Annotated in this window: 21 protein-coding genes and 1 pseudogene; 5 read left to right on the forward strand and 17 right to left on the reverse strand. The window is 62.9% G+C overall.

The window, feature by feature from the left end:
* The first annotated feature begins 3 nt into the window (after positions 1 to 3).
* Positions 4 to 1,278, forward strand: coding sequence for an NAD(P)/FAD-dependent oxidoreductase (locus GHK62_RS08100; protein WP_153437929.1), 1,275 nt, complete (start codon positions 4 to 6; stop codon positions 1,276 to 1,278).
* Positions 1,279 to 1,550: 272 nt separating this feature from the next.
* Here the strand turns inward: GHK62_RS08100 and GHK62_RS08105 are convergent, their stop codons facing one another.
* Genes GHK62_RS08105 through GHK62_RS08115 form a run of 3 tightly spaced genes read right to left on the reverse strand, consistent with a single transcriptional unit; the run spans position 1,551 to position 5,532 of the window.
* Positions 1,551 to 3,002: an NAD-dependent succinate-semialdehyde dehydrogenase gene (locus GHK62_RS08105; RefSeq protein ID WP_153437931.1), complete on the reverse strand. Its 1,452-nt coding sequence runs from the start codon at positions 3,000 to 3,002 to the stop codon at positions 1,551 to 1,553.
* A gap of 13 nt (positions 3,003 to 3,015) precedes the next feature.
* Positions 3,016 to 4,059, reverse strand: coding sequence for a tartrate dehydrogenase (locus GHK62_RS08110; protein ID WP_153437933.1), 1,044 nt, complete (start codon positions 4,057 to 4,059; stop codon positions 3,016 to 3,018).
* A 9-nt stretch (positions 4,060 to 4,068) separates the two neighbouring features.
* Positions 4,069 to 5,532: an aldehyde dehydrogenase family protein gene (locus GHK62_RS08115; RefSeq protein WP_153437935.1), complete on the reverse strand. Its 1,464-nt coding sequence runs from the start codon at positions 5,530 to 5,532 to the stop codon at positions 4,069 to 4,071.
* A gap of 342 nt (positions 5,533 to 5,874) precedes the next feature.
* Here GHK62_RS08115 and GHK62_RS08120 point away from each other — a divergent pair, with 342 nt between their 5' ends.
* On the forward strand, positions 5,875 to 6,465 hold the full coding sequence (locus tag GHK62_RS08120; protein ID WP_420377794.1) for a Vgb family protein: 591 nt from the start codon (positions 5,875 to 5,877) through the stop codon (positions 6,463 to 6,465).
* An 86-nt stretch (positions 6,466 to 6,551) separates the two neighbouring features.
* Here the strand turns inward: GHK62_RS08120 and GHK62_RS08125 are convergent, their stop codons facing one another.
* The 5 genes from GHK62_RS08125 to GHK62_RS08145 form a co-directional block, all read right to left on the reverse strand.
* Positions 6,552 to 7,421: a glycerophosphodiester phosphodiesterase gene (locus GHK62_RS08125; RefSeq protein ID WP_327791046.1), complete on the reverse strand. Its 870-nt coding sequence runs from the start codon at positions 7,419 to 7,421 to the stop codon at positions 6,552 to 6,554.
* Positions 7,422 to 7,461: 40 nt separating this feature from the next.
* Positions 7,462 to 8,526: an ABC transporter ATP-binding protein gene (locus GHK62_RS08130; protein ID WP_153437940.1), complete on the reverse strand. Its 1,065-nt coding sequence runs from the start codon at positions 8,524 to 8,526 to the stop codon at positions 7,462 to 7,464.
* A 5-nt stretch (positions 8,527 to 8,531) separates the two neighbouring features.
* Positions 8,532 to 9,599, reverse strand: a complete 1,068-nt coding sequence (locus GHK62_RS08135; protein ID WP_153437942.1) for a carbohydrate ABC transporter permease — start codon at positions 9,597 to 9,599, stop codon at positions 8,532 to 8,534.
* Between the two features lies 1 nt (position 9,600).
* Positions 9,601 to 10,554 (reverse strand): carbohydrate ABC transporter permease, encoded by a 954-nt coding sequence (locus tag GHK62_RS08140; protein ID WP_153437944.1) that lies wholly within the window; start codon positions 10,552 to 10,554, stop codon positions 9,601 to 9,603.
* A gap of 69 nt (positions 10,555 to 10,623) precedes the next feature.
* On the reverse strand, positions 10,624 to 11,997 hold the full coding sequence (locus GHK62_RS08145; RefSeq protein WP_153437946.1) for an ABC transporter substrate-binding protein: 1,374 nt from the start codon (positions 11,995 to 11,997) through the stop codon (positions 10,624 to 10,626).
* Positions 11,998 to 12,107: 110 nt separating this feature from the next.
* Between GHK62_RS08145 and GHK62_RS08150 the strand changes: the two genes are divergently transcribed.
* From GHK62_RS08150 to GHK62_RS08160, 3 genes are all read left to right on the forward strand, one after another.
* Positions 12,108 to 13,145: a LacI family DNA-binding transcriptional regulator gene (locus GHK62_RS08150; RefSeq protein WP_184108696.1), complete on the forward strand. Its 1,038-nt coding sequence runs from the start codon at positions 12,108 to 12,110 to the stop codon at positions 13,143 to 13,145.
* 18 nt (positions 13,146 to 13,163) lie between these two features.
* Positions 13,164 to 13,973, forward strand: a complete 810-nt coding sequence (locus GHK62_RS08155) for a glycerophosphodiester phosphodiesterase (RefSeq protein ID WP_153437950.1) — start codon at positions 13,164 to 13,166, stop codon at positions 13,971 to 13,973.
* A 289-nt stretch (positions 13,974 to 14,262) separates the two neighbouring features.
* The gene (locus tag GHK62_RS08160) at positions 14,263 to 15,780 is read left to right on the forward strand and encodes a sulfatase family protein (protein ID WP_153438034.1); all 1,518 of its coding nucleotides are present in this window, start codon (positions 14,263 to 14,265) and stop codon (positions 15,778 to 15,780) included.
* A 172-nt stretch (positions 15,781 to 15,952) separates the two neighbouring features.
* On the opposite strand, the pseudogene GHK62_RS34180 reads toward GHK62_RS08160, so the two are convergent.
* The 9 genes and pseudogenes from GHK62_RS34180 to GHK62_RS08210 form a co-directional block, all read right to left on the reverse strand.
* Positions 15,953 to 16,579 (reverse strand): annotated as a pseudogene (locus GHK62_RS34180) (hypothetical protein); the annotation flags it as partial.
* Between the two features lie 253 nt (positions 16,580 to 16,832).
* Positions 16,833 to 17,912: an ABC transporter ATP-binding protein gene (locus GHK62_RS08175; RefSeq protein ID WP_153437952.1), complete on the reverse strand. Its 1,080-nt coding sequence runs from the start codon at positions 17,910 to 17,912 to the stop codon at positions 16,833 to 16,835.
* A gap of 1 nt (position 17,913) precedes the next feature.
* Positions 17,914 to 19,110 carry a glycoside hydrolase family 172 protein gene (locus GHK62_RS08180; RefSeq protein WP_153437955.1) on the reverse strand — a complete coding sequence of 399 codons (1,197 nt, stop codon included), beginning with the start codon at positions 19,108 to 19,110 and terminating at the stop codon, positions 17,914 to 17,916.
* 34 nt (positions 19,111 to 19,144) lie between these two features.
* On the reverse strand, positions 19,145 to 19,993 hold the full coding sequence (locus tag GHK62_RS08185; RefSeq protein ID WP_153437957.1) for a carbohydrate ABC transporter permease: 849 nt from the start codon (positions 19,991 to 19,993) through the stop codon (positions 19,145 to 19,147).
* A complete protein-coding gene (locus GHK62_RS08190; RefSeq protein ID WP_153437959.1) occupies positions 19,983 to 20,927 on the reverse strand; it encodes a carbohydrate ABC transporter permease in 945 nt (314 codons plus the stop codon). The genes GHK62_RS08185 and GHK62_RS08190 overlap by 11 nt, the downstream gene beginning before the upstream one ends.
* Positions 20,928 to 20,984: 57 nt before the next feature.
* The gene (locus GHK62_RS08195) at positions 20,985 to 22,340 is read right to left on the reverse strand and encodes an ABC transporter substrate-binding protein (RefSeq protein WP_153437961.1); all 1,356 of its coding nucleotides are present in this window, start codon (positions 22,338 to 22,340) and stop codon (positions 20,985 to 20,987) included.
* Positions 22,341 to 22,403: 63 nt separating this feature from the next.
* The gene (locus GHK62_RS08200) at positions 22,404 to 23,408 is read right to left on the reverse strand and encodes a LacI family DNA-binding transcriptional regulator (protein ID WP_153437963.1); all 1,005 of its coding nucleotides are present in this window, start codon (positions 23,406 to 23,408) and stop codon (positions 22,404 to 22,406) included.
* Positions 23,409 to 23,746: 338 nt separating this feature from the next.
* Entirely contained in the window at positions 23,747 to 24,790 is a 1,044-nt protein-coding gene (locus tag GHK62_RS08205) for an L-idonate 5-dehydrogenase (RefSeq protein WP_167528189.1), read from the reverse strand.
* A 14-nt stretch (positions 24,791 to 24,804) separates the two neighbouring features.
* The gene (locus tag GHK62_RS08210; RefSeq protein ID WP_153437967.1) at positions 24,805 to 26,211 is read right to left on the reverse strand and encodes a TRAP transporter large permease; all 1,407 of its coding nucleotides are present in this window, start codon (positions 26,209 to 26,211) and stop codon (positions 24,805 to 24,807) included.

Raw genomic sequence — 26,211 nt, forward strand, 5'->3', positions numbered from 1 at the left:
GCCATGAAATTCCTGTCCTACTGGCACGACACCGCCCCGGCCTTTGCCGGGGCTGCCCAGGGTCCGGTCGAGGGCCATTACGACGTCGCAGTGATTGGCGGCGGCTTCACCGGCCTCGCTGCTGCTCGGCAGCTCGCCAAGGCTGGCGCCAAGGTCGTCGTGCTGGAGGCGGAGAGGGTTGGCTGGGGTGCCTCCGGCCGCAATGGCGGGCACCTCAACAACGGACTTGCGCATAGCTATCAGGCGGCCAAGGCGGAACTCGGCAAGGAACGGGCTATCGCCCTTTACAGGGCGCTCGACGACTCGATCGACACGATCGAGTCGTTGATCGCCGAGGAGGGAATCGACTGCAGTTTCCGGCGCGCCGGCAAACTGAAGCTCGCCTCGAAACCACAGCATTTCGACGCCATCGCCCGCAACTTCGAAGCCGTGCACGCGGAGGTCGACCCCGATACCGCGCTTCTCAGCGCCGACGACCTGAAGCAGGAAGTCGGCGCGCCTTTCTTCGGCGCCATGCTCTCGAAGAAGAGCGCGATGATGCATATGGGCCGCTATGTCGTCGGTCTCGCCGATGCGGCAACGCGCCACGGCGCGACGATCTTCGAGGGTGGCGCCGTCACGGAGCATCGGCAGACGGGCGGCCGGCACCATCTCAAGACCACGCGCGGCAGCGTCACCGCGGATGCGGTTCTTGTCGCCACCGGCGCCTATACGCCTTCGACCTTCGGTTATTTCCGCCGCCGCATCATCGCGGTCGGCAGCTTCATCATCGCCACCCGACCGCTGACAAAGGCGGAGATCGCAGCGACAATGCCGGGTAACCGCACCTGCGTCACGTCGATGAACATCGGCAATTATTTCAGGCTTTCACCCGACAAGCGGCTGATCTTCGGTGGCCGCGCCCGCTTCTCGGCGACATCCGACCAGCGCTCGGACGCGAAAAGTGGCGCGATCCTCACGGCGAGTCTTGCCGAGATCTTTCCGCAGCTCGCCAATACCGAGATCGACTATTGCTGGGGCGGTCTCGTCGACATGACCAAGGACCGCTTCCCCCGCGCCGGCTATCACGATGGCGTCTGGTACGCCATGGGCTATTCCGGCCACGGCGCGCAGCTTTCGACGCATCTCGGGATGATCATTGCGGACGCGATCCTCGACCGGCCGGACCGCAATCCGCTAAGAGGTCTCGAATGGCCGGCTGTGCCAGGGCATTTCGGCAAGCCCTGGTTCCTGCCGCTCGTCGGCATCTATTACAAGATGCTGGACAGGATCCAGTAGCTACCGCGAGGGGCATATCCGCATGCGCTTTCCCGGCACATGTTCACGCCTTCTGGATTACCCCTGAAGATGCCTATGCCAGATCACGAAGACTCCTCAGTGAGTTTAAACCATCACCCTTGCTTTACCTACCCGCACAGGCGCTACAACCAGTCTAGAGACGCCCGGCCGACAAACGAATGCCGGGCAGTGTTCGACCGCCCGGCAGGATCATCATGCTGACACTTGTAGATGTCGGCAGACGGGTGAGGCGATGCGCCGAGAACCGACGGCTATCCCAGCCCGCCGATATGAAAGCTCTTCATCTCGAGATATTCCTCAATACCGACCTGGGCGCCCTCGCGGCCGAGGCCGGATTGCTTGACGCCGCCGAAGGGGGCGACTTCGGTGGAGATGGCGCCGGTGTTGAGTCCGATCATGCCGAACTCCAGCGCTTCCCCGACGCGCCAGGCGCGCTTCAGGCTTTCCGTGTAGAAATAGGCAGCTAGGCCGAAGGGCGTGTCGTTGGCGATTGCGATCGCCTCCTCTTCCGCCTCGAAACGGAAGAGCGGAGCAACAGGGCCGAAGGTCTCTTCGCTGGCGAGCAGCATGTCGGTAGTGGCACCCGTCAGCACGATCGGGGCGGCGTATTGCCGACCCTCCGGTGACCTGCCTTTCGCCGCAACCTTAGCCCCCTTGGCAAGCGCGTCCTCGACATGGCGGTTTATCTTTTCGATCGCCGCTTCGTTGATCATCGGGCCGATCGCCATGCCGGGCTCGGTGCCTGGACCGACCTTCATGGCGTTGACGCGGACGCCAAGCTTCTCTGCGAAGGCGTCGTAGACTCCGGCCTGCACCAGGATACGGTTGGCGCAGACGCAGGTCTGGCCGCCATTGCGGAACTTCGAGGCGATCGCGCCTTCAACAGCGAGATCGAGATCGGCGTCATCGAAGACGATAAAGGGGGCATTGCCGCCGAGTTCGAGGGAGAGCCGCTTGACGCTGTCTGCGGCACCACGCATCAGCAGCGAGCCAACGCGCGTCGAGCCGGTAAACGAGATCTTGCGCACCGTCTCGTTCGCCATGAACTCGTTACCAATCGCCGTTGGCATACCGGTGACGATGTTGATGACGCCGGCCGGAATACCGGCACGCTCGGCGAGCACGCCGAGGGCGACCGCAGAAAAGGGTGTGAATTCCGAAGGCTTGATGACAACCGTACAGCCTGCGGCCAATGCGGGTGCCACCTTGCGGGTGATCATCGCGTTCGGGAAATTCCAAGGCGTGACGATGGCGCAGACGCCGACCGCTTCTTTGAGCACGACGATGCGGCGGTCCGGCGTCGGCGAGGGGATGGTGTGTCCGCCGATGCGGCGCGCTTCCTCGGCGAACCATTTGACGAAGGCAGCCCCGTAGCGGATCTCGCTGCGTGCCTCGTCGAGCGGCTTACCCTGCTCCAAGGTCAGCAGCAGCGCCAGGTCCTCGAGTTTTTCGATCATCAGCGCGTACCAGCGCTCCAGTAGCGCGGCGCGCTCGGCATGCGTCTTCTTCTTCCAGGGCCCGAAAGCGGCACTGGCAACGTCGATCGCCGCCCGGGTCTCGGCCGTTCCCATGTCCGGCACGGTACCGAGGACGGCCTGGCTGGCCGGATCTATGACCTCGACGACGTCGCCTGATGCCGCGCCGATCCACTCACCGCCGATCAGGCCCGATTGCCGGAAAAGTTCCTTATCCTTCAACTTCATCTGCTGTTCCTCCTCAGTCGAGCGCGGCAAGTACCGCCGCCGCGATGGTTTCGGTTCTGTCTCTCCCCGGCACCGTGCCGATGCCGCGGGCCGTCGTTCTTTCGAGCGCGGCCATGACCCTTCGCGAGGCATCTTGTTGTCCGAGATGGTCGATCATCATGGCGCCGGACCAAATGGCAGCGATGGGGTTTGCGATGCCAAGATGGGCGATGTCCGGAGCGGAGCCGTGCACCGGCTCGAACATCGAAGGGGCACTCCTGTCGGGATTGATGTTTGCGGAGGCGGCAAAACCCAAGCCGCCCTGAATGGCAGCGCCAAGATCGGTCAGGATGTCGCCGAAGAGGTTCGAGGCGACTACGACATCGAGTGTCTCGGGCGCCATCACCATGCGCGCGGCCATGGCGTCGATGTGATAGCTCGTCACCTCGACATCCGCGTATTCGGCAGCGAGCTCTCGCGTAATCTCATCCCAGAACACCATGGAGAATTTCTGGGCGTTGGATTTGGTCACCGAAGCGAGCTTGCCGCGACGTTGACGCGCCTGCTCGAAGCCGAAGCGCAGGATCCGCTCGACGCCCGCACGGGTGAAGATCGAGGTCTCAACCGCGACCTCGTCGGCCGTTCCCTGATGCACGCGGCCGCCGGCTCCGGAATATTCGCCCTCGGTATTCTCGCGAATGCAGAGTATGTCGAAGGCTTCGGCCTTCAGCGGCCCCTGCACACCCGGCAGAAGCCGGTGCGGGCGAATATTGGCATATTGCACGAAGGCCTTGCGGATCGGCAGCAGCAGCCCGTGCAGCGAAACGGAATCCGGCACTTCGGCGGGCCAGCCCACGGCTCCGAGCAGAATCGCGTCAAAGCGGCGAAGCGTCTCGAGGCCGTCCTCCGGCATCATCGCGCCGGTCTCCTTGTAGAAGGCGCAGGACCACGGAAAGGGCGTACTGGTGAGCGTGAACCCGGAGTGCGTGGCGACGGTGGACAGAACCTGCCAGGCCGCATCGGTCACGTCCTGGCCGATTCCGTCGCCGGGGATGAGTGCGATCGAATAGGATTTCATTGAAGCTCCCTAGAGGCTGATGAGCACGCTCTTGCTCTTGCGGTTGGCATGGTACGCCTCGCGGCCGAGATCCTTACCGATGCCGGAGCGCTTGTAGCCGCCGGTCGGCAGGATGTGGTCGCGCGAGCGGCTGTAGCGGTTGACCCAGACGGTGCCGGCCTCAAGCCGCTGCGTCAGCCGCAGGGCGCGCGACAGGTTGCGGGTGAAGAGGCCGGCGGCAAGACCGTAGGTCGGGTGATCGGCGAGAGCGAGCGCCTCATCCTCGTCGGCGAAAGTCTGCAGGGTGAGGACCGGCCCGAAGATTTCCTCGGTAATCGCTGGCGAGGAGCTGTCGCCCACGGCGATCAGCGTCGGTTGATAGAAATAGCCTGGCGCATCCATTGGGGCGCCTCCGAACAGGCATTCGCCGCCCGCTGCGACGGCCGCCTCGACGATGCCGTGGATGCGGTTTAACTGGCGCTTCGAGATGATCGGCGAGTATTCGCTCGCCTCGTCCCAGGTCGGCCCTGGCCTCGCAGCGTTCATGCGCGTGACGATCGCCTCGGCGAGTGGGGCGGCGATGCTTTCCTCCACGATCAGGCGGGAGCCGGCGACGCAGGCCTGGCCAGCATTCGAAAGCATGCTCTGGGCGATCGCCGCCGCCGCCTTTTCGAGATCCGCATCGGCGAAGACCAGTTGTGGGCTCTTGCCGCCGAGCTCCAGCGTCATCGGCTTGATGCCGGTGCGCGCAATGTTGGCCATGATGACAGAGCCTGCGCCGGTCGAGCCGGTGAAGCTCACCTTGGCGATATCCGGGTGACCGGTGATGGCATTGCCGGTGACTGCTCCGTCGCCGAGCACGATATTTATGAGGCCGGCTGGCAGGCCGGCGCGGTTCGCGAGTTCGGCGAGATAGATGGTCGAAAACGGCGTCATTTCCGAGGGTTTCAGCACCACCGCATTGCCGGCCGCGAGCGCGGGACCGAGCTTCCAGGCGGCCATGGAAACGGGAAAGTTCCAGGGCGTGATGGCACCGACGACGCCATAGGGCTCGGTCATGATCATGCCGAGGCTGGCGTCGTCGGTCGGCACGAGATTGCTTCCTTCTTTGTCGGCGAATTCCGCGAAGAAGCGGATCTGCTCGGCGCTGACAGCAATGTCGCCGGCGACGAGATGACCAACGGGCCGGGTTGAGGAAAGCGCCTCGAGCCTGGCGAGGGTTTCCGCCTCGCTTTCGATCAGGTCTGCCCAGCGCTGCAGCACGACTGTGCGCTCGCGCGGCCGTACGCCGCCCCAGTTGCTCGCCTTGAGCGCCTTCTTGGCAGTTGCGACGGCGCGGTCGACGAGCACCTCATCTGCAAGCGGGCAGCCTGCGTAAGGCTTGCCATCGGAGGGGCGTTGCATGTCGATGACACCTTCGGCCGGCACCAGTCGACCGCCGATGAAGTGCCCGATGGGCAAGGAGAGACTGTCCGGATCAAAGCTGAGTGTCATCGCGCGTCCTCGGCATGGGCTTGAACCCAACGCTAGTGGAGGAACGCGAGCAGCATGCATCGAGTGTTGATGCCGAGGCGGCGGAAAATTATGTTTTTGGCGGCATGACAGCCAAATCTTCGGTGGTCACTCGGACGCCAGCCGTGCGACGGGTCGGCAAAGGTGGAGGCGATCCGAGGAGGGCGCGAGGAAGAGAAAGCTCCGCCGCGCTGGCCGGCAGCAGAGAGACGTCAGATAATCCAGCGGAGACGGCGCGGCCGGCGATGACACGCCCGCAGACCAGAGAGCGTGCCATCTTCATCATAATGTACTGAGAATAGCTCGTGCGCGACCTGGAAGACGATCGGTCGCGGGGCATCGGCGTTCTGGTTCACGGGACAGAACGGAATATACGGGAGGCTCGATCCCGCGACGGGCGACATGAAACTCTTCGAGGCTCCGGAGGGACGCGGTCCGTACGGCATTGCTGCGACCCCGGACGGAGAAGTCTATTTCGTGTCGCTGGCCGGCAGTTATTTGGCAAGGATCGACCGCGATGGCGGCGAAGCCGAAGTGATCGAGCCCCCGACCAAGAACCAGGGCGCGCGCCGCGTCTGGTCAGACAGCCAGGGGCGGCTCTGGATCTCCGAATGGAACTCGGGGCAGGTGTCAATGTGTGATCCGCGCGACAGGAGCTGGAACGCCTGGCGGGTGCCGGGAGACAATCCGCGCGTCTACGCGGTCTATGTGGACGAGCGCGATGTTGTCTGGCTCTCGGATTTTGGCGGGAATGCGATCCACGCCTTCGATCCACGTACAGAGAAATTCACCACCTTTCCCAAGTCTCAGGAAGGCGCCGATGTCCGCCAGATAAACGGCCGGAAGGGAGAGGTCTGGCTACCCGAGTCCGGCGCCGACCGATTGGTCGTGATCCGCACCGATCGGACCGAGTGACGTTTGCGACCACAACTGCAGCACTTCTTGTCTCGGCAGTCGATCGCGACCCCGCGTAAGAGGCACCCAGGCGCGCGGCATCCGCGTCAACACGATCGAATTAGGCGGAAGATTTCGCTCGGAGCATCCGTCGTGATCTGACGCACTTTCGCTTCCACGAGCGTACGCAGCGTGGCGTCGCTGATGGCCGGACCGGGGTTGACCGTCCAGGCATCTGTCTCGATCCCGAGGTCCAACAGGCGCTGAACGAGCGGGAAGCCTTGGGTTTCCGCGGCAACAATGGCGTCGAACCGGAGATAGGCGAGGCTCACGCCGGTCCTGTGCCGTTCCATGTGGCGCAGGAGCCGCTCCGGGTCGCGGAGAGCCGGTTGGCGGGACACCGCCAGCATCGGGTCGTAGCCGAGCCGGGCGCCGGGAATGGCGGCGACGAGGCGACGTGCCTCATCGAGATGATGCGACCCGACGACGATGGCATCCGCCAGCCCGGCGACGGCGGCTGCCGCATCCGCGACCGCCGAATCCGGAACCGCGTGCCGTTCGAGCAGCTTGAGGTCGAGCTGAAGGTTTGCCGACGGCGCTCTCGGCAGCCGTCGCAGCGGAGCCACCAGTTCGGCGAGCGATAGCACCGGCGCATCGGGGTCGGGGTCGCCGTCGGCATCCCGGTGGAAAAGCCCGCTCATCGATGCGATCGGCGTGCGCGAAACATGTCCGCGGCCGGTCGTCGAAGGGCCGAGTGTCGGATCGTGAAGGACGGCGAAGCGGTCATCGGCGGTGGCGAGCATGTCGATCTCGAGGCTCGCGCCGAGCTGCCAGCCGAGGGCGAGATTGGACCGTATGAAGGGCGCTTGGGTGGGCTGCCTGCGCAGCTTGTGCCACTTGAGCCGGATAGGGCCGTGAGGGCCCTCGACCGCCACCGGCGTGGTCGGTGTCCGATTGTTTATATCAAAGGCTGTCACCGTGCGTCCTTCTCCTTCGAGCGGCTGCCGCTCGATTCTGTCAAATGGGTGCACGGACATGCGCGCCGGCGATGAGTTTTTGTCCCTTCGTCTCGAAGACGAGCGAATTCTCGGGCTGAAAACCGATCCGTACCTCTTCGCCTGTCGAGTGCCCGGCCGCGGAACCCTGTTCGAGCACGCGAACGGCGCCCATGCCGGTCTCGACGACATAAAGGATCTCGCGGCCCATCGGCTCGATCTGGGCGATACGGCCGGCAAAACCGGTGTTGCCAAATCTGAGGTGTTCCGGCCGCAGCCCGACAGTCACCGACCCTGATGCGCCCTCGACCGGAAATCTGACGTCATTCACGGTGACCGTTCCGCCATCGGCTTCGCCGGCAATGAGGTTGATGGGCGGGGAGCCGATGAAGCTGGCGACGAACAGGCTCGATGGCTTGAGATAGAGGTCGTCCGGCGTCCCGACTTGCTCGATCCGGCCGGCGCGCATGCAGATGATGCGATCGGCCATCGTCGTCGCCTCGATCTGATCATGCGTAACGAGGACGGTCGTGACGCCGAGCTGCGCATGCAGCGATTTGATCTCGGTCCGCATCGAAAGGCGGAGCGAAGCGTCGAGATTGGAGAGCGGCTCGTCGAGGAGCAGAAGCTTAGGCTCCTTCACCAGGGCGCGCGCAAGGGCGACGCGCTGCTGCTGACCGCCGGAAAGCTCGCTGGGGCGACGGTCCAACAGTTCCTCGACCCGGACAAGGTCCGCGGCGGCCTTCACCCGGGCAAGCGCTTCGTCGCGCGGCGTTTTCTTGAAGCGCAGCGGAAACAGGATGTTGTCGCGTACGCTCATGTGCGGGTAGAGTGCGTAGGATTGAAAGACGATACCGACATTGCGGTCGCGTGCCTCTACCTCGTTAACCACATGCCCGTCGAAGAGGAGCTCGCCGCCGCTTGGACGATAGATGCCCGCGAGCATGAACAGGCTCGTTGACTTGCCGCAGCCGGAGGGGCCGAGAAGCGCGACGAATTCGCCGTCCTCTATGACGAGGTTCATATCGGGGATCACCTCGACCGCGCCGAAGCGCTTCACCACGTTGCGGAACTCAATCTTCGCCATCGTCGTCAGCCCTTCACGCCGCCGATCGACATCTGCATGAGATAGCGCTGCGCGGCCATATAAAGGATTAGACTCGGGACAAGGTAGAAGACGCCGACCGCAGAGACGACGCCATAGTCGACGCCCATGACATCATCGCGCACCCAGTACATGTAAAGGCTCATCGTCCAATTGCTGTTCCTGATCAGGAACGTGAACACGAAGATGTACTCTTCCCACCCGCGGATGAAGGTGAAGACTGCGATAGCAAGGATACCGTTCCTCACCTGCGGCAGCACCACGCTCACAAATGCCTGCCGCCGTGACGCGCCGTCGGTCAGCGCGCTCATCTCGATGTCCCACGGCACGGCGTCGAAGAAGCCCTTCATGATGAAAATCGCAAATGGCAGCTCGAATGCGACAAGCACAATTATGACGCCGGAAAGCGTGTCGAGGAGCCCGATCCAGTAAAGCATCAGGAACATCGGTACGATCAGCGTTAGCACGGGGAATGCGTGGAGCACCAGGAGCGAGCGCAGCATCGAGGAGCGGCCGGGGAACTGAAAGCGCGACAAGTAGTAGGCTGCCAACGAGGCGACAGTAACGACGATTGTCGTCTGCGCGCCGGCGATCAGGATCGAGTTGCCGAAGGCATGCCAGACGTTGGGAAACTGGACCGCTCCTTTGACTTCCCCGATCCGCGACCGCACGACCGAAGCGAAGTCCGGTTCCCACAGGAAGATGAAATTCCCGAGGTGGAGGTCGGGGCCGACCAGCAGGGCGAAGGCGACGATAGCGATTGCCGCGACTGCGGCAAGGCCGACCCACAACTGGCGCCGGCTTTGCGCGAGCGCGGTCGTGAGCCAGAAGGCGACGACGGCGGGAATGACCACGGCCATCGAGCGCCACAGAACCGCCGTGTCGGCGACGCCGGTTTTGGCCGAGAAGGCGATGGTGACGAGCCAGAAATAGGGGAGGATGATCGGCAGGGACACGGCGATCAGGAAGGCATAGAGGACGACCGCCTTGGTGCGTCGGGCGGTCCGCGCCCGCGCGGCCAATGCGTCCCAGTCGACCATTGCCCGCGCGGCCATCTCAATGCACCTCGATGCGCGGGCGCTGCAGCAGGCGCTCCATATCGAAGAAGCGCCAGCCGATGAGCGCGACGACGACGCCAATCACGATGAGGAAAAGTGCCAGCGCGGCTCCATAGCCGTATTGGCCGCTCTCGAAGGCACGACGGTACACGTAGAGCGCATAGACGGTGGTGTCGTAAAATGGACCGCCCTTGGTGAGCAGCAGGATGTATTCGAAGCTGACCAGCAGCGAGAGTGTCTGGTAGATTGTCACGAAGCTGATCGGCCAACGCAGTGCCGGTAGGGTGATGAAGCGGACCTTCGCCAAGGTTCCGGCTCCGTCCACCGCTGCGGCGTGGAACAGGTGCTCGGGAATCCCGCGGATCGCGGCGGTGAAGATGATCATGCCCATCGAAGCGCCGATGAAGCCGTTCGAGATGATGATGAGCGCAATCGGCGCCGAGGTCAGGAGGTCGAGCGGCGCGTCGAGGCCGAACGCCTGCATGAGCACCTGGTTTACGAGGCCGGCTTCGGTGGGGCTCACCGCCCACAGCCAGAGTAGGATGTAGAGGACCGACGGGCTCATCCGCGGCAGCAGCCACACACCTCGGAAGAAACTGCCGGAAACATTCCTGATCGCGGTGGTGGTAATGGCGAGGATCAGGCCAAAGGTCACGTTGAAGATCGCCAGCGTGCCGAAGACATAGACGAACGTTAGTCCGATGACCTGCGACAAGCGGCGATCGGTTCTAAAAACCTTCTCGTACTGCTCCATGGTGAACTCGCTGATTCGGAGCGAGCGGCTGAGGTCGGTGAACGACACAGTGATGTCGATGATCACCGGGACGAGGAAGAAAAGGACTGTGAGGACGATCGCGGGACCGAGAAAGAGCACGAAGTTCGTGCGCCTGCGGACCGCCGATCCCGCACGGCCGCGTCGCTCGATCGTGAGTTCATCTCTTATCGTCGTCATCGTTTGTCCCGCACGGAGGCCGTCTCGCAACCGTCGACCCGTGCGCCGTGCCGACGAGACCGCCCGGACCTATTTGACGGTCACGTCTTCGAGGGTCGCCGATGCCTCTTCGATGACGAAATCGGCCGCTTGCTCAGCCGACAGCCGCCCGGACTCTATGCCTTGAATTCCGGCAAAGATGATGCCGTTAAGCTCGCCAAACTGCGAGTTGTTGGGCAGGAACTTGGTGATCTTGAGCAGTTCCGTTGCCCTGGCGAGCGGCCAGGCCTTGGCATAGCGCGGGTCCTCGAGTTGCTCGGGTTTGATGCCGAGATGCGTCGTTGTGACCGCATGATCGGTGTTGAGATCGACCGCTGAAGCGTGGCCAAGCAGGCGGACGGCGAGTTCCGGCTCCTTTGTGTCGGCCGCGATCGCATAGACGATCGGGTGCGTCAGACTGACCGGCGCGCCGCCCTTCTGGGGTGCCGGCCCGGTGATCCAGCCCCAATCCGCGAAGAATGCCTTCTCGTCCTGCGGCAACCCGTAGGTCGGGAACGCGACGCTGCCGAGGTCCCAGATGCCGTACATCCAGAATGCGGCGTTGCCGGTGTAGAATTCCTTGCGCAGCGCGTCGAACTCCATCGCCGTATTGTTGGCCGGGATGACCTTTTCCTTCACCCCGCGCTCGAACCAGCCGAAGGCGGCAGCAAGCTTGTCGCGCTCGAGGAGCAGCTTGCCGGTTGCCGGATCGACGAAGTCGTTGCCATAGGCGTTGAAGACCATGATGTAGTCCGGCCCCTTGTTCGGCCGGTGAAGCACGCCGTACTGAGCCTTCGTGTTGTCGACGACCTTCTTGGCGATCTCCAGCACCTCGTCCATCGTCAGGTCGCCCGACAGCGCCCGCTCCGGCATGGCGTCGACGAAGGCAGCGTCGTAGCCGGCCTCGCGCAGGAGCTTCTTGTTGTAGAAGAACATTCTCGCCTCGGCGTCCTGCGGAATAGCATAAATGCCGTCGGGACATTTCGCCGATGACCAGAGCGACGGAAAGATCGTGCCGAAGTGCTGAGGGTATTTCGCGATGTAATCATCGAGCTTGAGAACGAAGCCATCCTCCTGGAAGGCACAGATCCATTCGTGCGCTGCGATGAAGATATCGGGGCCCTCGCCGATGCCAAATACCTTGAGAAGCTGCAGTGCATCGTCGTCGAAACCCTTAGCGGGGCTCTCGCGCACGGCAACCTCGACGCGCTTGGGCGAGCCCTCGGCCTCGAGTTCCTTGTTCAACCGCTCGGCAGCCTTGACCACATTGCCTGGGCGCAGTGGCCCCGACGGATCCTGGCGCGACCAGAGCTCAAGCTTCACAGTTTCTTGCGCCAACAGGGGTGTTGCTGCAAGGAAGGCCGCACTGCCGGCCGCCAATGCTGCACTCAGAAGCGCAGCCGTTCCGATCCTCCAGTGAATCATCTGATTTCCTCCCAGCCGCGACACGCTTGCATCGTGCCGTCATTGACTGTTGCAATGCTGTGCAACACGATTATGAATGCGCTTTGGGGAATGTCCAGCGGAGTCGAACGGTGTCGGATACCAGAGACAGCAACCCGGGCCGCTTTGTGAGCGCCCACGCGGTCGCCGAGCTTGCCGGCGTGTCCCGGTCGGCGGTTTCGCGGGCCTTCACCCCTGGCGCAAGCATCGCGCCAGCAACGCTGGCGCGGGTGCGCGAGGCAGCCGCGGCGCTCGGATATCAGGTCAACGATCTCGCACGCGGGCTTCTGGCCAATCGCAGCCGGCTGGTCGGGCTCGTGACCTCGGACGCCGAAACTCCATTCCGGGCCCAGATGATCGCGGCTCTGTCGCACGCATTGATCGAGCGCTCCAACGTACCGGCGATCATCAGCATCGGTCCCACTGCGGACGACATTGCGAATGCAACACGTCAGCTGCTCCGCTATCGGGCGGAGGCTACCGTCTTCCTCTCGGGTTCGCCGCCGACCAGTCTTGTCGAGCTCACGCGGCGAAATGGACAGCCGCTGATCCTGATCAATCGGGCCGAGACCGGCCTCGACAGCGTCCATTGTGATGACAGGGACGGAGCACAGCAGGCCTTCGAGGCCCTGCGCCTGACAGGAGCCTCTCGTTTCGCCGTGATCAACAGGATAAACCCGAGCCCCTCCCTCTTTGCCCGCGAGCACGCCTTCGCCGAGTGTGCTGCGGCTTCCGGATTCGAAGCGACGATCGTTCGGGCGGGCCTTGCCGACTATGATGGCGGGCGGGAGGCGGCGCGACAGCTGCTGGAGAGCGGGCCTGCACCCGACGCGGTCTTCTGTGTGAACGATCTCATGGCATTCGGAACGCTCGACCACTTTCGCGGTGCGGGCTTGCGCGTGCCCGCCGACGTTTCAGTCATCGGCTTTGACGATGTGCCCGTCGCCGCATGGGCTTCCTACCGTCTGACCACTCTGCGGCAGGATCCACGGCGAATTGCCCATGACGTCGTATCGATACTCGACCGGCGCCTCGCCGATCCCGATTCGCCGCCGATTTCGGCCTACGTGCCGGTTGAGCTTGTTGTTCGCGAAACAGTCAGGGCGCACGGTCTGGAAGTCGTGTCATAACGATGTAGGATCTCGAATATGGCCTTCAGCTTCCTTGCCCGCGAAGCGGGACGTGTCCATGTCTGTGGCCACCGCGGCTACAGCCTCCATTACCCGGAGAATACGTTGCCGGCATTCGAAGCGGCAAAGGCTGCAGGGGCGACCACGGTCGAGATCGACGTGGTGCTGACCGCCGACGGTGAGCCGATCATCCTGCACGACCTGACTGTCGACAGGACGACAAACGGACACGGCTTTGTGGCCGACCTCAACCTCGAGCAGATCCGCAGCCTGGATGCGGGGGCCTTGTTTCATCCCGCCTTCGCCGGAACGAAGATACCGACCGTGGCGGAGGCGCTCGATTGGGCGAAGGTGCATGACATGGGTATTGTGCTCGAGATCAAGGAGGCAGAGCGCCCGGACATAGCTGTTGATCAGGTGGCAGCCCTACTGCGATCGACAGGTAGTCTCGACCGGGTCATTGTCATCGGCTTCGACCATGTGATGCTGAAGCGTGCGGTCGAGCGGCATCCGGACCTCAGGACCGAAGCCATCACCCACGCTCGCCATGCCGACCTCGTGGGGGTTTTGAAGGCGTGCAGGGCGAGTTCGGTTTCGATTGAGCTCGACATGCTCCACCCCGACGATGCGAAGGCATTGCATGAAGCAGGCCTCAGCAACCGCGTACACGTGCCTCGCCCTGGTATGCTCGCCGAGTATTGGCGGGGCGGACGCGATCCCCTGCCGGACCTCGTGCAATGGATCGCCGACGGCCTCATCGACACGATCTCGGGCGACGACGTGCCGTTCATCGCCATGCTCGTCAAGCGCGCCGGCCGCACCGGCTGAGACCTCTACTGAATGTTTTCCTTAAATCGAATCCGATTGAAGGATAAAAACATGCAGCAGTTGAGAGTGTTACGGCGACCTTTGCCCGTCTGATAAGACGCACGGCGCGGTCAGAGGCGAGCCGACCATAGCCGATAGCTCGCGCTGATCGCCTGCAGGTGGTGAGGTGGTCCCCGGGGGCCATTACAATCCGGTTGCGGCCGAGCTCTTTTCGGCGAGAATGGCAGGCTGGGACGTTCGCACGACATGCTGCTTTCGGCAGCTCTGAATGAGGGACAGCCGAGACACGATGAACGCCGTGTTCGTACTCTTTGACTCGCTCAACCGTCACGTGCTCGCCCCATACCGGGGGCAGCGGGTCCCGACGCCCAATTTTTCCCGACTGGCCGGGCGTGCCGCGACGTTCGAGCGCCACTACGTCGGCAGCCTGCCCTGCATGCCGGCGCGCCGCGACCTGCAGACTGGACGGCTCAGCTTCCTTCACCGGAGCTGGGGGCCACTCGAGCCGTTCGACAATTCCTTTCCCGAGCTGTTGCGTGAGGCCGGCTGTTACAGCCATCTGGTCACCGACCACTTCCACTATTTCGAGGACGGTGGCGCCACCTATCACACCCGGTATGACAGCTACGATTTCATCCGCGGGCAGGAGGGCGATCCGTGGAAGGCGATGGTGCAGCCACCCTGGGAACGCCTGCGTCAGATGTATCATGAGCGGCAATTCAGCCAGTCGGCACGCGACAAGTTTCGCCGCAACATCGTGAACCGCGAGTTCATCAAGGAGGAGAGCGACTTCCCGTCGATGCAATGCTTCGCCGCCGGCCTGGAGTTTATCGAGCGAAACAGGACAGCGGACAACTGGCTCCTGCAGATCGAGACGTTCGACCCCCATGAGCCCTTCACTGCGCCGGAGCGGTTTCGCGAGGCATTCACGACGGGCTGGAACGGCCCGATTCGCGACTGGCCACGCTACGGCCGCGTCGACGAACTGCCGGAAGAGTGCGAGGAACTGCGCGCCAACTATTACGCCCTCGTTGCGCTTTGCGATTTCCTCATCGGGCAGCTACTCGATTATTTCGATCAGCACGACCTTTGGCGCGACACCGCACTTGTCGTCACGACCGATCACGGCTTTCTGCTCGGCGAGCACGATTTCTGGGCCAAGAACCGGATGAACATGTATGAGGAGATCGTGCATATCCCGCTCTTCGCCTACGATCCGCGCCGCCCGGGAAGCGCGGGCGTTCGGCGTTCGGCTCTGACCCAGACCATCGATCTCGCGCCAACATTCCTCGATCTGTTCGGCGTTCCGGCCGTTGCCGAGATGGAGGGGCATTCCCTGCTGCCACTGTTCGACGCCGATCGCTCGCTGCGGCGCGGCGCCCTCTTCGGCTATTTCGGTGGCGCGATCAACGCGACCGACGGACGATACACCTATCACCGCTTCCCGCCAGACCCTCGCTCGCAGGAGCTCTATCAATACACACTGATGCCGACGCACATCTGGGAGCCGTTCACCCCGGAGGAACTCGCCGGAGCCTCGCTTCAACAGCCGTTGCCGTTCACGAAGGGAGCCCCTGTCCTCAAGGTACCGGTGATAGAGCGGTCGCCGATGTACGACAACTACGGTCCCGGCGCGCTTCTCGAGAGTGAAACCCGGCTCTACGATCTTGCTAATGATCCGGGACAGAATACGCCCCTTGTCTCCCCGGAGATCGAGGGGGCAATGACCCGTCTCATGCAGGATCTCATGCGCGCCAATGATGCTCCGCCAGAAGCTTACGCGCGGGTTGGGATCGAGGCTGAGTAATGTAACACGCTTCCCCGACATCGCTTCGGAGAGCGAAAGTCATCACCGTCCGAACTCAGATTTCCCGTCTGCCTCCCAGGCCCCGACTCGGCTGCAAGTCGAGCAGATACTGGCGGCAACCTTTTTTCATGGTCGGGCTTGCGACGTAGAAGCGTGCTGTAGCCGCCTGCAGTCAACCAGATATCAGCGTTGAAAGCTGCTCGGGAAGTTTCACCCTGGAGGCTCTGTAAGCGGCAATCACGCGGTTGGCCATTAGCATGGCGATGGTCATCGGTCCGACGCCACCCGGAACCGGTGTGATAGTGGACGCGATAGAATGGGCGCTCGAGGTCACATAGCCCTCGTCGTTCTCGAGCGTGGCCGCCGCTCCCTTGGCGAGAATGTGCGAACCGCTGCGGAACGACGGCTTCGGGTCGAGCGGCACGACGCCCACCAGTTGCGGCCGGTCGGGCGCAGCCAACCCCTCGCGCTGCAGCATCGCCTTGCCGATAAAATTGGGCTTGGTCGCCGAGACCATCTTGCCGAAGCCCAGATCGGCCGGGATAACCGTGCCGTTGATCTCGTTATGCGTCACATGGCCTTTTTCAATGCGCAGAACACTGAGCGCCTCGGCACCGTAGGGCATGATGCCGTGGCCCTTTCCGGCTTCCATCAACGCAACGGCGACGCTTTCACCGTAGCCGGCCGGAACCGCAAGCTCATAGGCGAGCTCGCCCGAGAAGGAAATCCGGAAGAGGCAACCGTAAAGCGCGCCGCCGAACAAAGAAACCTCCTTCGCTGCGAGGATGGGGAAGGCTGCGACGATCCGGACCTACTGGGCAATGCACGGAGCCGATCAACTGCTGCACCAGCTTACCTATGCGGCGCTGGTGCTTGGCGCGCTGGTGTAGATGCTTTCATCCCTGGTGCCACGCATGCGATTGGCAGGGACGGGCGTCGGACTTGTCTGCGAGAGCGGAACACAACGAAGCAACAGCCCGTCCGCGAGCAGGCCGGCCCTCAGAGCTTTGCAAAACTGGCAGCTACAGCAACCACACATCAAAAGCACTGCATCAGGGGCTGCACGGTGCCCCTTTTGGGTCGCCCCTGCCAAGTCGGAGCGTGCTCTGATCGTCGAAGAAGTGGACGTCCGCGGAAGCGAAGGCGAGACCGATCTGGTCGCCGGGTGCGAGGCTGACGCGCTCGCGAAGCAGCATTGCCAGTTGTGCTCCGCCAAGCTCCACCAGAAGGTGTGTTTCGTCGCCGGTCGGTTCCACGATCAGCACCTTGGCGGAGGGGCCGGTGGCGCCGATTTGCAGCTTGTTTGGCCTTATTCCCGCGACGGCCGGTCCGCTATGAGCCAGATTGGCGGCAGGAATAACGAAGCCGCCGGGCCCTCGGAACGTGCCGTCGACAACCTCGCCCTTGATGAAATTCATCGCAGGACTGCCGATGAAGCTCGCGACGAAGAGATTGCGAGGATTGTCGAAAAGCTCCAGCGGCGTCCCGATCTGCTCGACATTGCCGTCGCGCATCACGACGATGCGGTCGGCCATCGTCATGGCTTCGATCTGGTCATGCGTCACGTAGATGCTGGTGGTGCGCAGGCGCTGGTGCAGACCTTTGATCTCGGCACGCATCTGCACGCGGAGCTTTGCGTCGAGATTTGAGAGCGGTTCGTCGAACAGGAAGACTTCCGGGCGGCGGACGATGGCCCGGCCCATGGCGACGCGCTGGCGTTGGCCGCCCGAGAGCTGGCCGGGATAACGGTCGAGCAGACCCTCCAGGCCAAGCATGGTAGCCGCTTCGCCGACCTTCTTCTTCTGTTCGTCCTTCGGGAGTCGAGCGAGGCGAAGTGCAAAGGCCATGTTCTCCGCAACGGTCATGTGCGGGTAGAGCGCATAGTTCTGGAAGACCATCGATATGTTGCGGTCCTTCGGAGCGACCTCGTTGACGATGTCCCCTCCGATCACGACCGCTCCGTCGGAGATTTCCTCAAGGCCGGCGATCATGCGCAGAAGCGTGGACTTGCCGCAGCCCGATGGGCCCACCAAAGCGACGAATTCGCCGTCGGCGATCTCTGCCGAGACACCATGAACGACTTCCAGTGAACCATAGCGCTTGACCACATTCCTGATTTCGACGCTGGCCATCTCACCCTCTCGCTTTCTTCATTGCCGCTTCCATGTTGTGGAACGGGCGGCGATAGGTCGGCACCCGCTCCGCGACATCGGGGAACTTGCCGAAGGGCTTGTGCGGCTCTGCCTGGTACCAGAAGGCGACGGAGGAGATATCGTCGGCGCGGCGGTTGGCATGACCATGTTCGATTGTCACCCGAATGCTCTTCTGGAAGATAGCGGGGTCTTCGATATGCCAGCGGTAGAGCGTGACCGGCTCGGTCCAGTTGGGGCCGCCGGCTGCGATGATGCCGTGATAGGGGGCGCTATAGTCCTGGGTCGGGCACCAGGCGGTGTTGAAATAGTCTTCCGTGCCCGTGCCGTGCAGGGTCGGCGGCCAGGCATCATTGTCGCCCGGCTCCGACTCCGGCCGCGGTTCGATCAACGCCGCTTTGGGACCGATGCGCGGATCGGGCTTGCGAACCGTATCGGGCACCGACAATCCCTGCTCGCCGTCGATGAAGATCATGTCGTCGCCTTCGCCGTACCAATCCCAGACATCCGAGCGACGACGCGAATAGACGCTGTAGAGGACGCCGACGTAATGGCCGCGCCCCTCGGCTGCGAGGATCGTGTAATTCTGCCGGCCGTCGACGTTCTCGCCGCCGAAGAGGAACTGTTCGTTGGTCAGGCCGGCTTCGCTCATACCCGCCGGCCGTGCCTGGCGGTAATGGGCGTGGAAGCGGCCCATGTCCTCCTCGAGAACATCGTGAAGCTCGAGATCGATGTAGTAGTAGAAGAGGAGGTCGTGTTCCGCCTCGTTGGTGACGGTGAACTTCATGTGCGAGCCGAAGGGCATGGGGAAGTAGCAGTTGAAAGCCTTGCCGTCCTCCGGGCTCGCCTGCATCGGCAGGCTGGCATAGTTGGCGGTGCGGGCATGGCCCATGCCGAAGAAATCGCCGATGGGCGCCTCGATGCTCGGCTCCGTCTCACCGTCCCAATAGGCCCTGAGCACGATCTTGCGCAGGAAATCCTCGCTCTCGCATGCGAGCGTCGCCCAGATATGGGTGATGATGCCGGCGCCTTCGTGCTCGCCGATCACCACCGTCTTGCCGGGTTCGATATGCAGCCTGTCGTCATTGCCGCCGGTGCGGTCGTAGCTGGAGAAGCGGCGCGTTTTCGCGTTGCGCAGCTTCGCGAGACCGCGAAGGGGCGAGAGGCCGGCATTGGTCATTCGAATTTCTCCTGTGCAATGTGCTGTCGCGGCCTTACTTGAGTCCGCTGGTCTTGAGGGAATCCATGATCTGCCTCTGGAAGATCACGAAGAGGATGAGCGTCGGGATCGCGACGATGGTGGCGGCGGCCATCATGTAGTTCCAGGATGCGGAATACTGGCTCTTGAAATTCGCAATCCCGAGCTGGACGACCCAGAGATTGGGGTCCGAGGTGATGGTGAGCGGCCAGAGGAACGAATTCCAGTTGGCCAGGAAAAACAGGATCGCCAGTGCCGACATGATGGGACGGCTGAGCGGGAGGATGACGCTCCAGTAGATCCGCCAGTAACCCGCGCCGTCGATGCGTGCGGCCTCCTCGATCTCTTTCGGCAGCGACAGATAATACTGCCTGAGCAGGAAGATGCCGAAGGCATTGAAGATCGCCGGGATGATCAACCCCGCGTAGGAGTTGAGCATGCCCATCGCTTTGACGATGACGAAGAGCGGCACAATGATCACCGGCAGCGAGACGAGGAATGTCGAGAAGATCGAGAGAAACAGCACCTCGCGGCCGGGAAATCTCAGCCGCGCCAGCGCATAGCCGGCCATGGTGTGGAAGAACAGCGCCACGATCGTCACCGCGGCCGACACCAGGAAGCTGTTGGTCATGTAGCGGATGAATGGAACGGCGGTCAGCACATAGATGAAATTGTCGAGGGTCGGCGATTGCGGGATGAGGTTCGAAGAGAACGACTCCGCCGCCGGCTTGAAGGCGATCGACACCATCCAGAAGAGCGGAAACAGCGTCATGAAGGCGAGGCTGGCCGTCACCAGCATCCAGACGCCACGCACCAGCGTGACCTGCGACCGGGAGAAATAGGGCTGGGGGCGCTTACTGCTCATGGTTGAAACGTCCTCCTCGCGTCAGGGCAAAGAACACCGCTGTCACGATCATGAGCGCCACGACCAGGATGGAGGCCATGGCCGCCGCATAACCGAAGGCGCCGAAGCCGAAGGCCTGCTGGTAGATGTAGACGATCAGCACCGCCGTGGCGTTGGCAGGCCCGCCCTTGGTCATGACGTAGATGATGTCGAAGGCCTGTGCGCCTGCGACGGCTGCCACCATCGACACCATGATCACGAAGAAGCTCGTGGGTTTGAGAAGCGGCAGCGTGATGAACCAGAAGCGGGCGATGGCGCCGGCCCCGTCGATCATCGCCGCTTCGTAATATTGGCGGGGAATGTCCTGCAGACCGCCCAGGAAGATCAGCATGTAGAACCCCATCAGGAACCAGACGCTGACCAGGACGATGGTGATGAGCGCGAAGTTGGGGTCGCCGAGGAAAGAGAAACCGCCGATGCCGAGTGCGGCCGTCAGTCTGCTGACCACGCCGATCTTGTCGACCACCATGAACTGCCAGACGAGCGCGACGACGACGAGGCTGACCATGTGCGGTGCGAAGAACATCGAACGCATGACGGTGTTGAAGCGGTCGGTGCGCTGGACCAGAAGGGCAAGGCCCAGCCCGCATGCGTAGAGCAGCGGGACCAGCATGACGGCATAGAGGGCGGTCACCTTCGCGCCCTTCCAGAACAACGGGTCGTTCCACATGCGCAGGTAATTCTTCGCACCGACGAAGGAATAGCCGCCGAAACCGTTCACCTCGAAGACGCTGAGCGCGAGGGAGAGTGCCATCGGCACGCCGAGAAAAACGAGCAGTCCCAATGCGTCCGGCAAAACGAACAGATAGCCCGCGATCCACTCGCGGTGCTTGGCGGAAAGGCGAGTCCGGCCGGCGTGCCTGCGCCGCGCGGCCGTTTCGGCAATCGTTGTCATGACGTCATTCCCAGCTTGCTGAGGCGGCCGCATCGAATGCGGCCGCCGGTTTGGCCGTCAAAGGATCGGCGCGCCCTGGTAGCTCGAAAGGAACGCGTCGAGCTGCTGGGAGGCGGCCGTCGCCGTGGCTTGCGGATCGGCGCCGCCCAGTTGCGTCTGCTGGATCGCGTCGGAGATGATCTTGTAGACCTCCGGCGGCACGCGCGGCTCCGCCCGGGTTCCGGGATGGATCTCCTTGGCGAACGTGCCGATCATGCCCGACGAGAAGGCCTCGCCGCCAGCCTTCAGCGCGCTGTTGCGCGGCGGCATGTCGGATTTCCCCTTGGTGCACCAGGTAGCGACCCGATCGATCGAGCCCTGTTCCTTGGAGGCGAGCGCCCAGGCGCAGAATTCGCCCGCCGCGTCGGAATTGCGGCCTTTGGCATTGGCAACGAACGCCCATCCGCCACCCACGGTCACATATTTGCCGTTCGGCGGGGTGGGCAGCCGGAAGACGCCGTACTGGAAGTCCTTGGCATTGCTCTGAAGCTGCGAAATGCCCCAGATGCCGACGTTCTGCATGGCGACATAGCCAGATGCGAGGTTGGCGATGGTGTCATGCCCGCCCGCACCCATGATCTGGCGGGGCGCCACGCCGCTGTTGATCGCATCCTGCCAGAACTTGAGCGCTTGCACGGTGGCCGGTGAATCGAAGCTGCTCTTGCCGTCCGCCGTCTGGAACTCGCCGCCGCCCTGCCAGAGGAAGGGATACCACGTGAAGTTCTGGTAATAGCCCGGCTGGGTCTCGAACATCACCCCGAAGCGCTCGGGTGTCGTCAGCTTCTTGGCGACCTCCAGCAACTCCTCCCACGTCTTGGGAACGTCGTTCTCGTTGAGGCCAGCCTCCTCGAATGCCTTGACCGAATAGTACATGGCCATCGGTTCGACCTCCATCGGGATGCCGAAGACCTTGCCGTCCACCATGCGGTTGGCGATGACGCTTTCCGGAAAATCCGCCCTGGTGGCTTCGTCGATGAAGGGGGTCAGGTCCTTGAGGACGCCGCCATTGTAGTAGCGCAGGAAGTCGCCCGGCGAGATGATGAAGATGTCGGGCCCTTCGCCGGAGGCAAACGCGGTTGCCAGTTTCGGACCGCTGATATACTCGGAGTTCGGAATGAACTCGAGCTCGATCTTCTGCGGGTGGCTGTCGTTCCAGTCCGCGACCGTCTTTTCGAACCATTCGACCTGGCTCGCCACCGGTCCACCGGGCGCATAAAACTGCCAGAACTTCAGCGGCGTTTCCTGTGCCCGCACCGCCAGGCGATTGATATAGGGAAATCCGCCGAGGCCGACGATGCCGCCGGCCACCGCCGCACCGCCCTTGAGCAGGCCGCGTCGCGTCAGTGTCGGAAATGCCTTCTTTTTGTCACTCATTACTTCCTCCCGGGTTTTGCTGGTAAATACCCCCGGGGCTCCTCCTCCGGGGACGGCTTCGCCTTACGCCGTATCGAAGGCGTGAAGGATGCAGGGGATCACCTCCGAGCGAGGCGGCCCTGAATACTCGCCCGACAACCGTTCGAGCAGCATGGCGGCCGCTCGATGGGCAAGCAGCGAAGGGCTGTTGCCGACACGCGCGATGCGCGGCCGCACATATTCGAGCTGTGGCTGGTCGCCGAAAACGGCAATCGCAACGTCGTCGGGAATGCGAATGCCGCGGTCATGGAATTCGGCGATTGCACCCGCCGCCATGAGATAATTGCCGAAAAAGATGACTGAAGGCAGGCGGTCGCCATGGGTCTCCACCAGCCAACCCACGGCCTCCTGTCCCGATGGGCTGAGATAGGTGCCCTCGCGCCGCAGCTCGGCGATCGGTTCGACCCCGTGATCGCGCAGTCCCTGCTCGAAACCCGCCGCTCTTGCCATGGCCTCGGCAAAGAAGGACGGGCCCGTGACCTGCGCGACGCGCTTGTGGCCTTTCCTGGCGAGGTAAGCACCCATCTGGTAGCCGCCGCCGAAATCGTCGATCTTGACGCTGTCGACCGCCGCATTGGGCAGGTCACCGATGAAGACGGTGGGAATGTCTATGCCGATCAATGTGTCGTGCATGCCATGCAGCGCAAAGTCGCCGACGATCAATCCATCGATCCGGCGGTTGCGTATCTGTTTCAGATATTGGTGGCTGTGCTCCTGCGAGTGACCGCCGGGAACGTCGGTGTTGAAGATCAAAAGATCGAGCCCCGTCGCCTCGAGATCCGATTGCGCGGCTTTCACGAGTTCCGGATAGAAAGGGTTGCGGATATCCGGGATCAACATTGCCACCAGGTTGGTCCGCCCCGTGCGCAGGCTCTGTGCCTGGGGGTTCGGTACGTAGCCCAGCTCGGCTATCGCCGCTTCTACCCTCCGACGCATTTCTAGCGAGACGCGGTCTGCATGATTCAACACATGAGAGACCGTGGTCAGAGATACGCCCGCTCGTTTCGCGACTTTGGCAATCGTTGTCATGTCTTGTTGAATAAGCGATTACAAATCGTTTTGCAAATCGTTTTGCAAAACGATTTGCAAAATTCCGGGGATGGAGCGGGTGATAGCCAGAAGCGAGCAAATCTGAAGGGAGGCTTACAGCGCCGCGCGTCCAACCCGGCGCGCCAAGGCCGCTGTAGCACTTTGATTTGCTGCGTGATTTTACCCTTAAATCGATTCCGATTTAAGGAATCATGCAGTAGGTCAGAGCGGTATTATGAGGGCAGGACTTTGTAGGCGTTCGCCGTCCACTGAAAGTTGGTGCCGTGACAGGGGCGGTCCCAAGATCGCTCGAATCCGTTCCAGCGCACAGAGTTCACTTAGCAAAGAAATGTCAGTTGCACCTTGCAGGCAACGGAGCGGTCGCCGGCCTGTTCGAAGGCCGCGACCGCTTGCTCGACCGGAAAGCTGTGTGAAATGATCGGCCGGACATCGATCCGGCGATGGGCGATGAGGTCGACGGCCAACGCGAACTCGCGGTCGAAGCGCTGCGATCCGACGAGGCGCAATTCCTTACCGACGATCGCGTTGAGCGGAAGGGTGATGTCGCCCGTGACGCCGACCTGCACGATCAGACCGCGCGGTCTGACCGCGGCGATCGCGCCGCGCAGGGCCGGTTCGGCCGCGGAGCATTCGAAAACCACGTCGAACTGGCCCTTGTCCACCTCGTAGGCGGCAAGGCCCGCCGGCTCGCGCCGGACGTTGACGGCCCGGGTCGCACCCATCGCCATTGCCCGCTCAAGCGCCGCATCAGCAAGGTCCGTCACGACGACCATCCCGGCTCCCGCATGGCGGGCGGCAGCGACCACGAGCGCGCCGATCGGCCCGGCGCCGGTGACCAGCACCTTTTTGCCGTTGAGGTCCCCGGCCTGCGCCACGGCGTGAAGGCAAACCGCGAGCGGCTCGGCACAGGCCGCCTCGCCGGCACTGATGAGTGCGCCCGCGGCAAAACATTGGCTCACTGGCACGACGAGCCAATCGCGGAACATGCCCTGCGTGTGCGGGAAACGCATGGCGCTGCCCATGAACCGCATGCTGAGGCAATGAATAGCGAGCCCCTCCGCGCAAAAGCGGCACGCGCCGCAGGGCTGGCTCGGATTGACCGCCACCAACTCGCCGACTGCAAGTCGGGACACGTTGGCCCCAAGCGCAGCAACATAGCCGGCAGCCTCGTGGCCGGGGATGATCGGCTCGCGCACCCGGATGGGGCCGAAGCCGCCATCCTGGTAGTAGTGAAGATCGGAACCGCAGATGCCGCCGGCCGCCATCTTCAACAGCACCTCGCCTTCGCCGGGCTCCGCGACGACCTCGGCCTCCAGCCTCAGATCACGTTGGCCGTAGAGCCGGGCGAGACGGGTGCGCATGGGTGCTCCTGCCATCAGCGGATCAGCCCGACGACGCCCGGCAGCCACAATGTGATCGCCGGGACGAAGGTGATCAGGATCAGCGCGATGAAAAGCGGCAAGAGCCAGGGCAGGATCGCCATGGTCGTCTTCTCCACCGAAAGCTTCGCCACGCGCGAGAGCACGAAGAGCACCATGCCAAGCGGCGGGTGCAGCAGGCCGATCATCAGGTTGAGGGTCATGATCAGGCCAAAATGCACCGGGTCGATGCCGAACTGGGTCGAAAGCGGCAGGAGGATCGGAACCAGGATGGTGATCGCGGCGATCGTGTCCAGGAAGCAGCCGACGAAGAGCATCAGGAGGTTGACCAGGATCAGGAAAACCCACTTGTTCTCGGTAATGGTCAGGATCGCGCCGGAGAGCATCTGGGCGGCCTGGCTGACGGTCAGGAGCCAGGCGAAGATCGAGGCGGCCGTGACGATGAAAAGCACCGATGCGGTCGTCTCGATCGTGTCGAAGGTCGCCCGGGTGAGCGTCGACACGGTCATCGTGCGGTAGCGCACGAGCCCCAGGAACAGCGACCAGAGAACGGCGGCAACGGCCGCCTCCGTCGGCGTGAACCAGCCCATCGTCATGCCGCCGATCAGGATCACAGGGGTCATCAGCGCCATGACGGCGGAGAAGTCGAAGTACCAGTCGAGCGCAAGAAGCACGACAAGGGCGATGCCGACGGCGGCGTTCATCGACAGGCCTGCCGCCATCAGGAGATAGACGACGACGGGCACGGCGAGGACAACGACGACCTCGAGCGAGGCCGAGAGCAGCCGTTTCATCTCGAAGGGCGTATCCGAACCCCAGCCGCGCTTGTAGGCATAGATCGCCACCGTCAGCATCATCAGCACCGTCATCACCACGCCGGGAACGATGCCGGCCATGAACAGCGCGCCGATCGAGACATTCGCCATCATGCCGTAGATGACGAAGGGCAGCGACGGCGGAAAGATCGGTCCAAGCGTCGCCGAGGCGGCGGTCACGCCGACGGCCGCCTCGACCGGATAGCCGTGATCCTTCATCGCTTTGATCTCGATCGTGCCGATGCCGGCGGCGTCCGCAAGTGCCGTGCCCGACATGCCGGAGAAGATCACCGAGCCGATGATGTTGACCTGCGCGAGACCGCCTTTCATCCAGCCGACGAGGGCGACGGCGAAGGAATAGATGCGGCCGGTGACGCCGGCGGAATTCATCAGGTTGCCGGCGAGAATGAAGAACGGCACCGCCAGCAGCGGGAAGCTCTCCACGCCGGCGATCATCCGCTGCGCGGCGATGATGTCCGGCGCGACATTGTAGAAGACAAGATAGAGGACCGAGGCCGCGGCCATCGAGATGGCGACCGGAACGCCGACCACCATCAGCACGAGAAACGAACCAACGAGCAGCAGCAT

The sequence above is a fragment of the Sinorhizobium terangae genome (genome assembly GCF_009601505.1).
Lineage (GTDB): Bacteria > Pseudomonadota > Alphaproteobacteria > Rhizobiales > Rhizobiaceae > Sinorhizobium > Sinorhizobium terangae.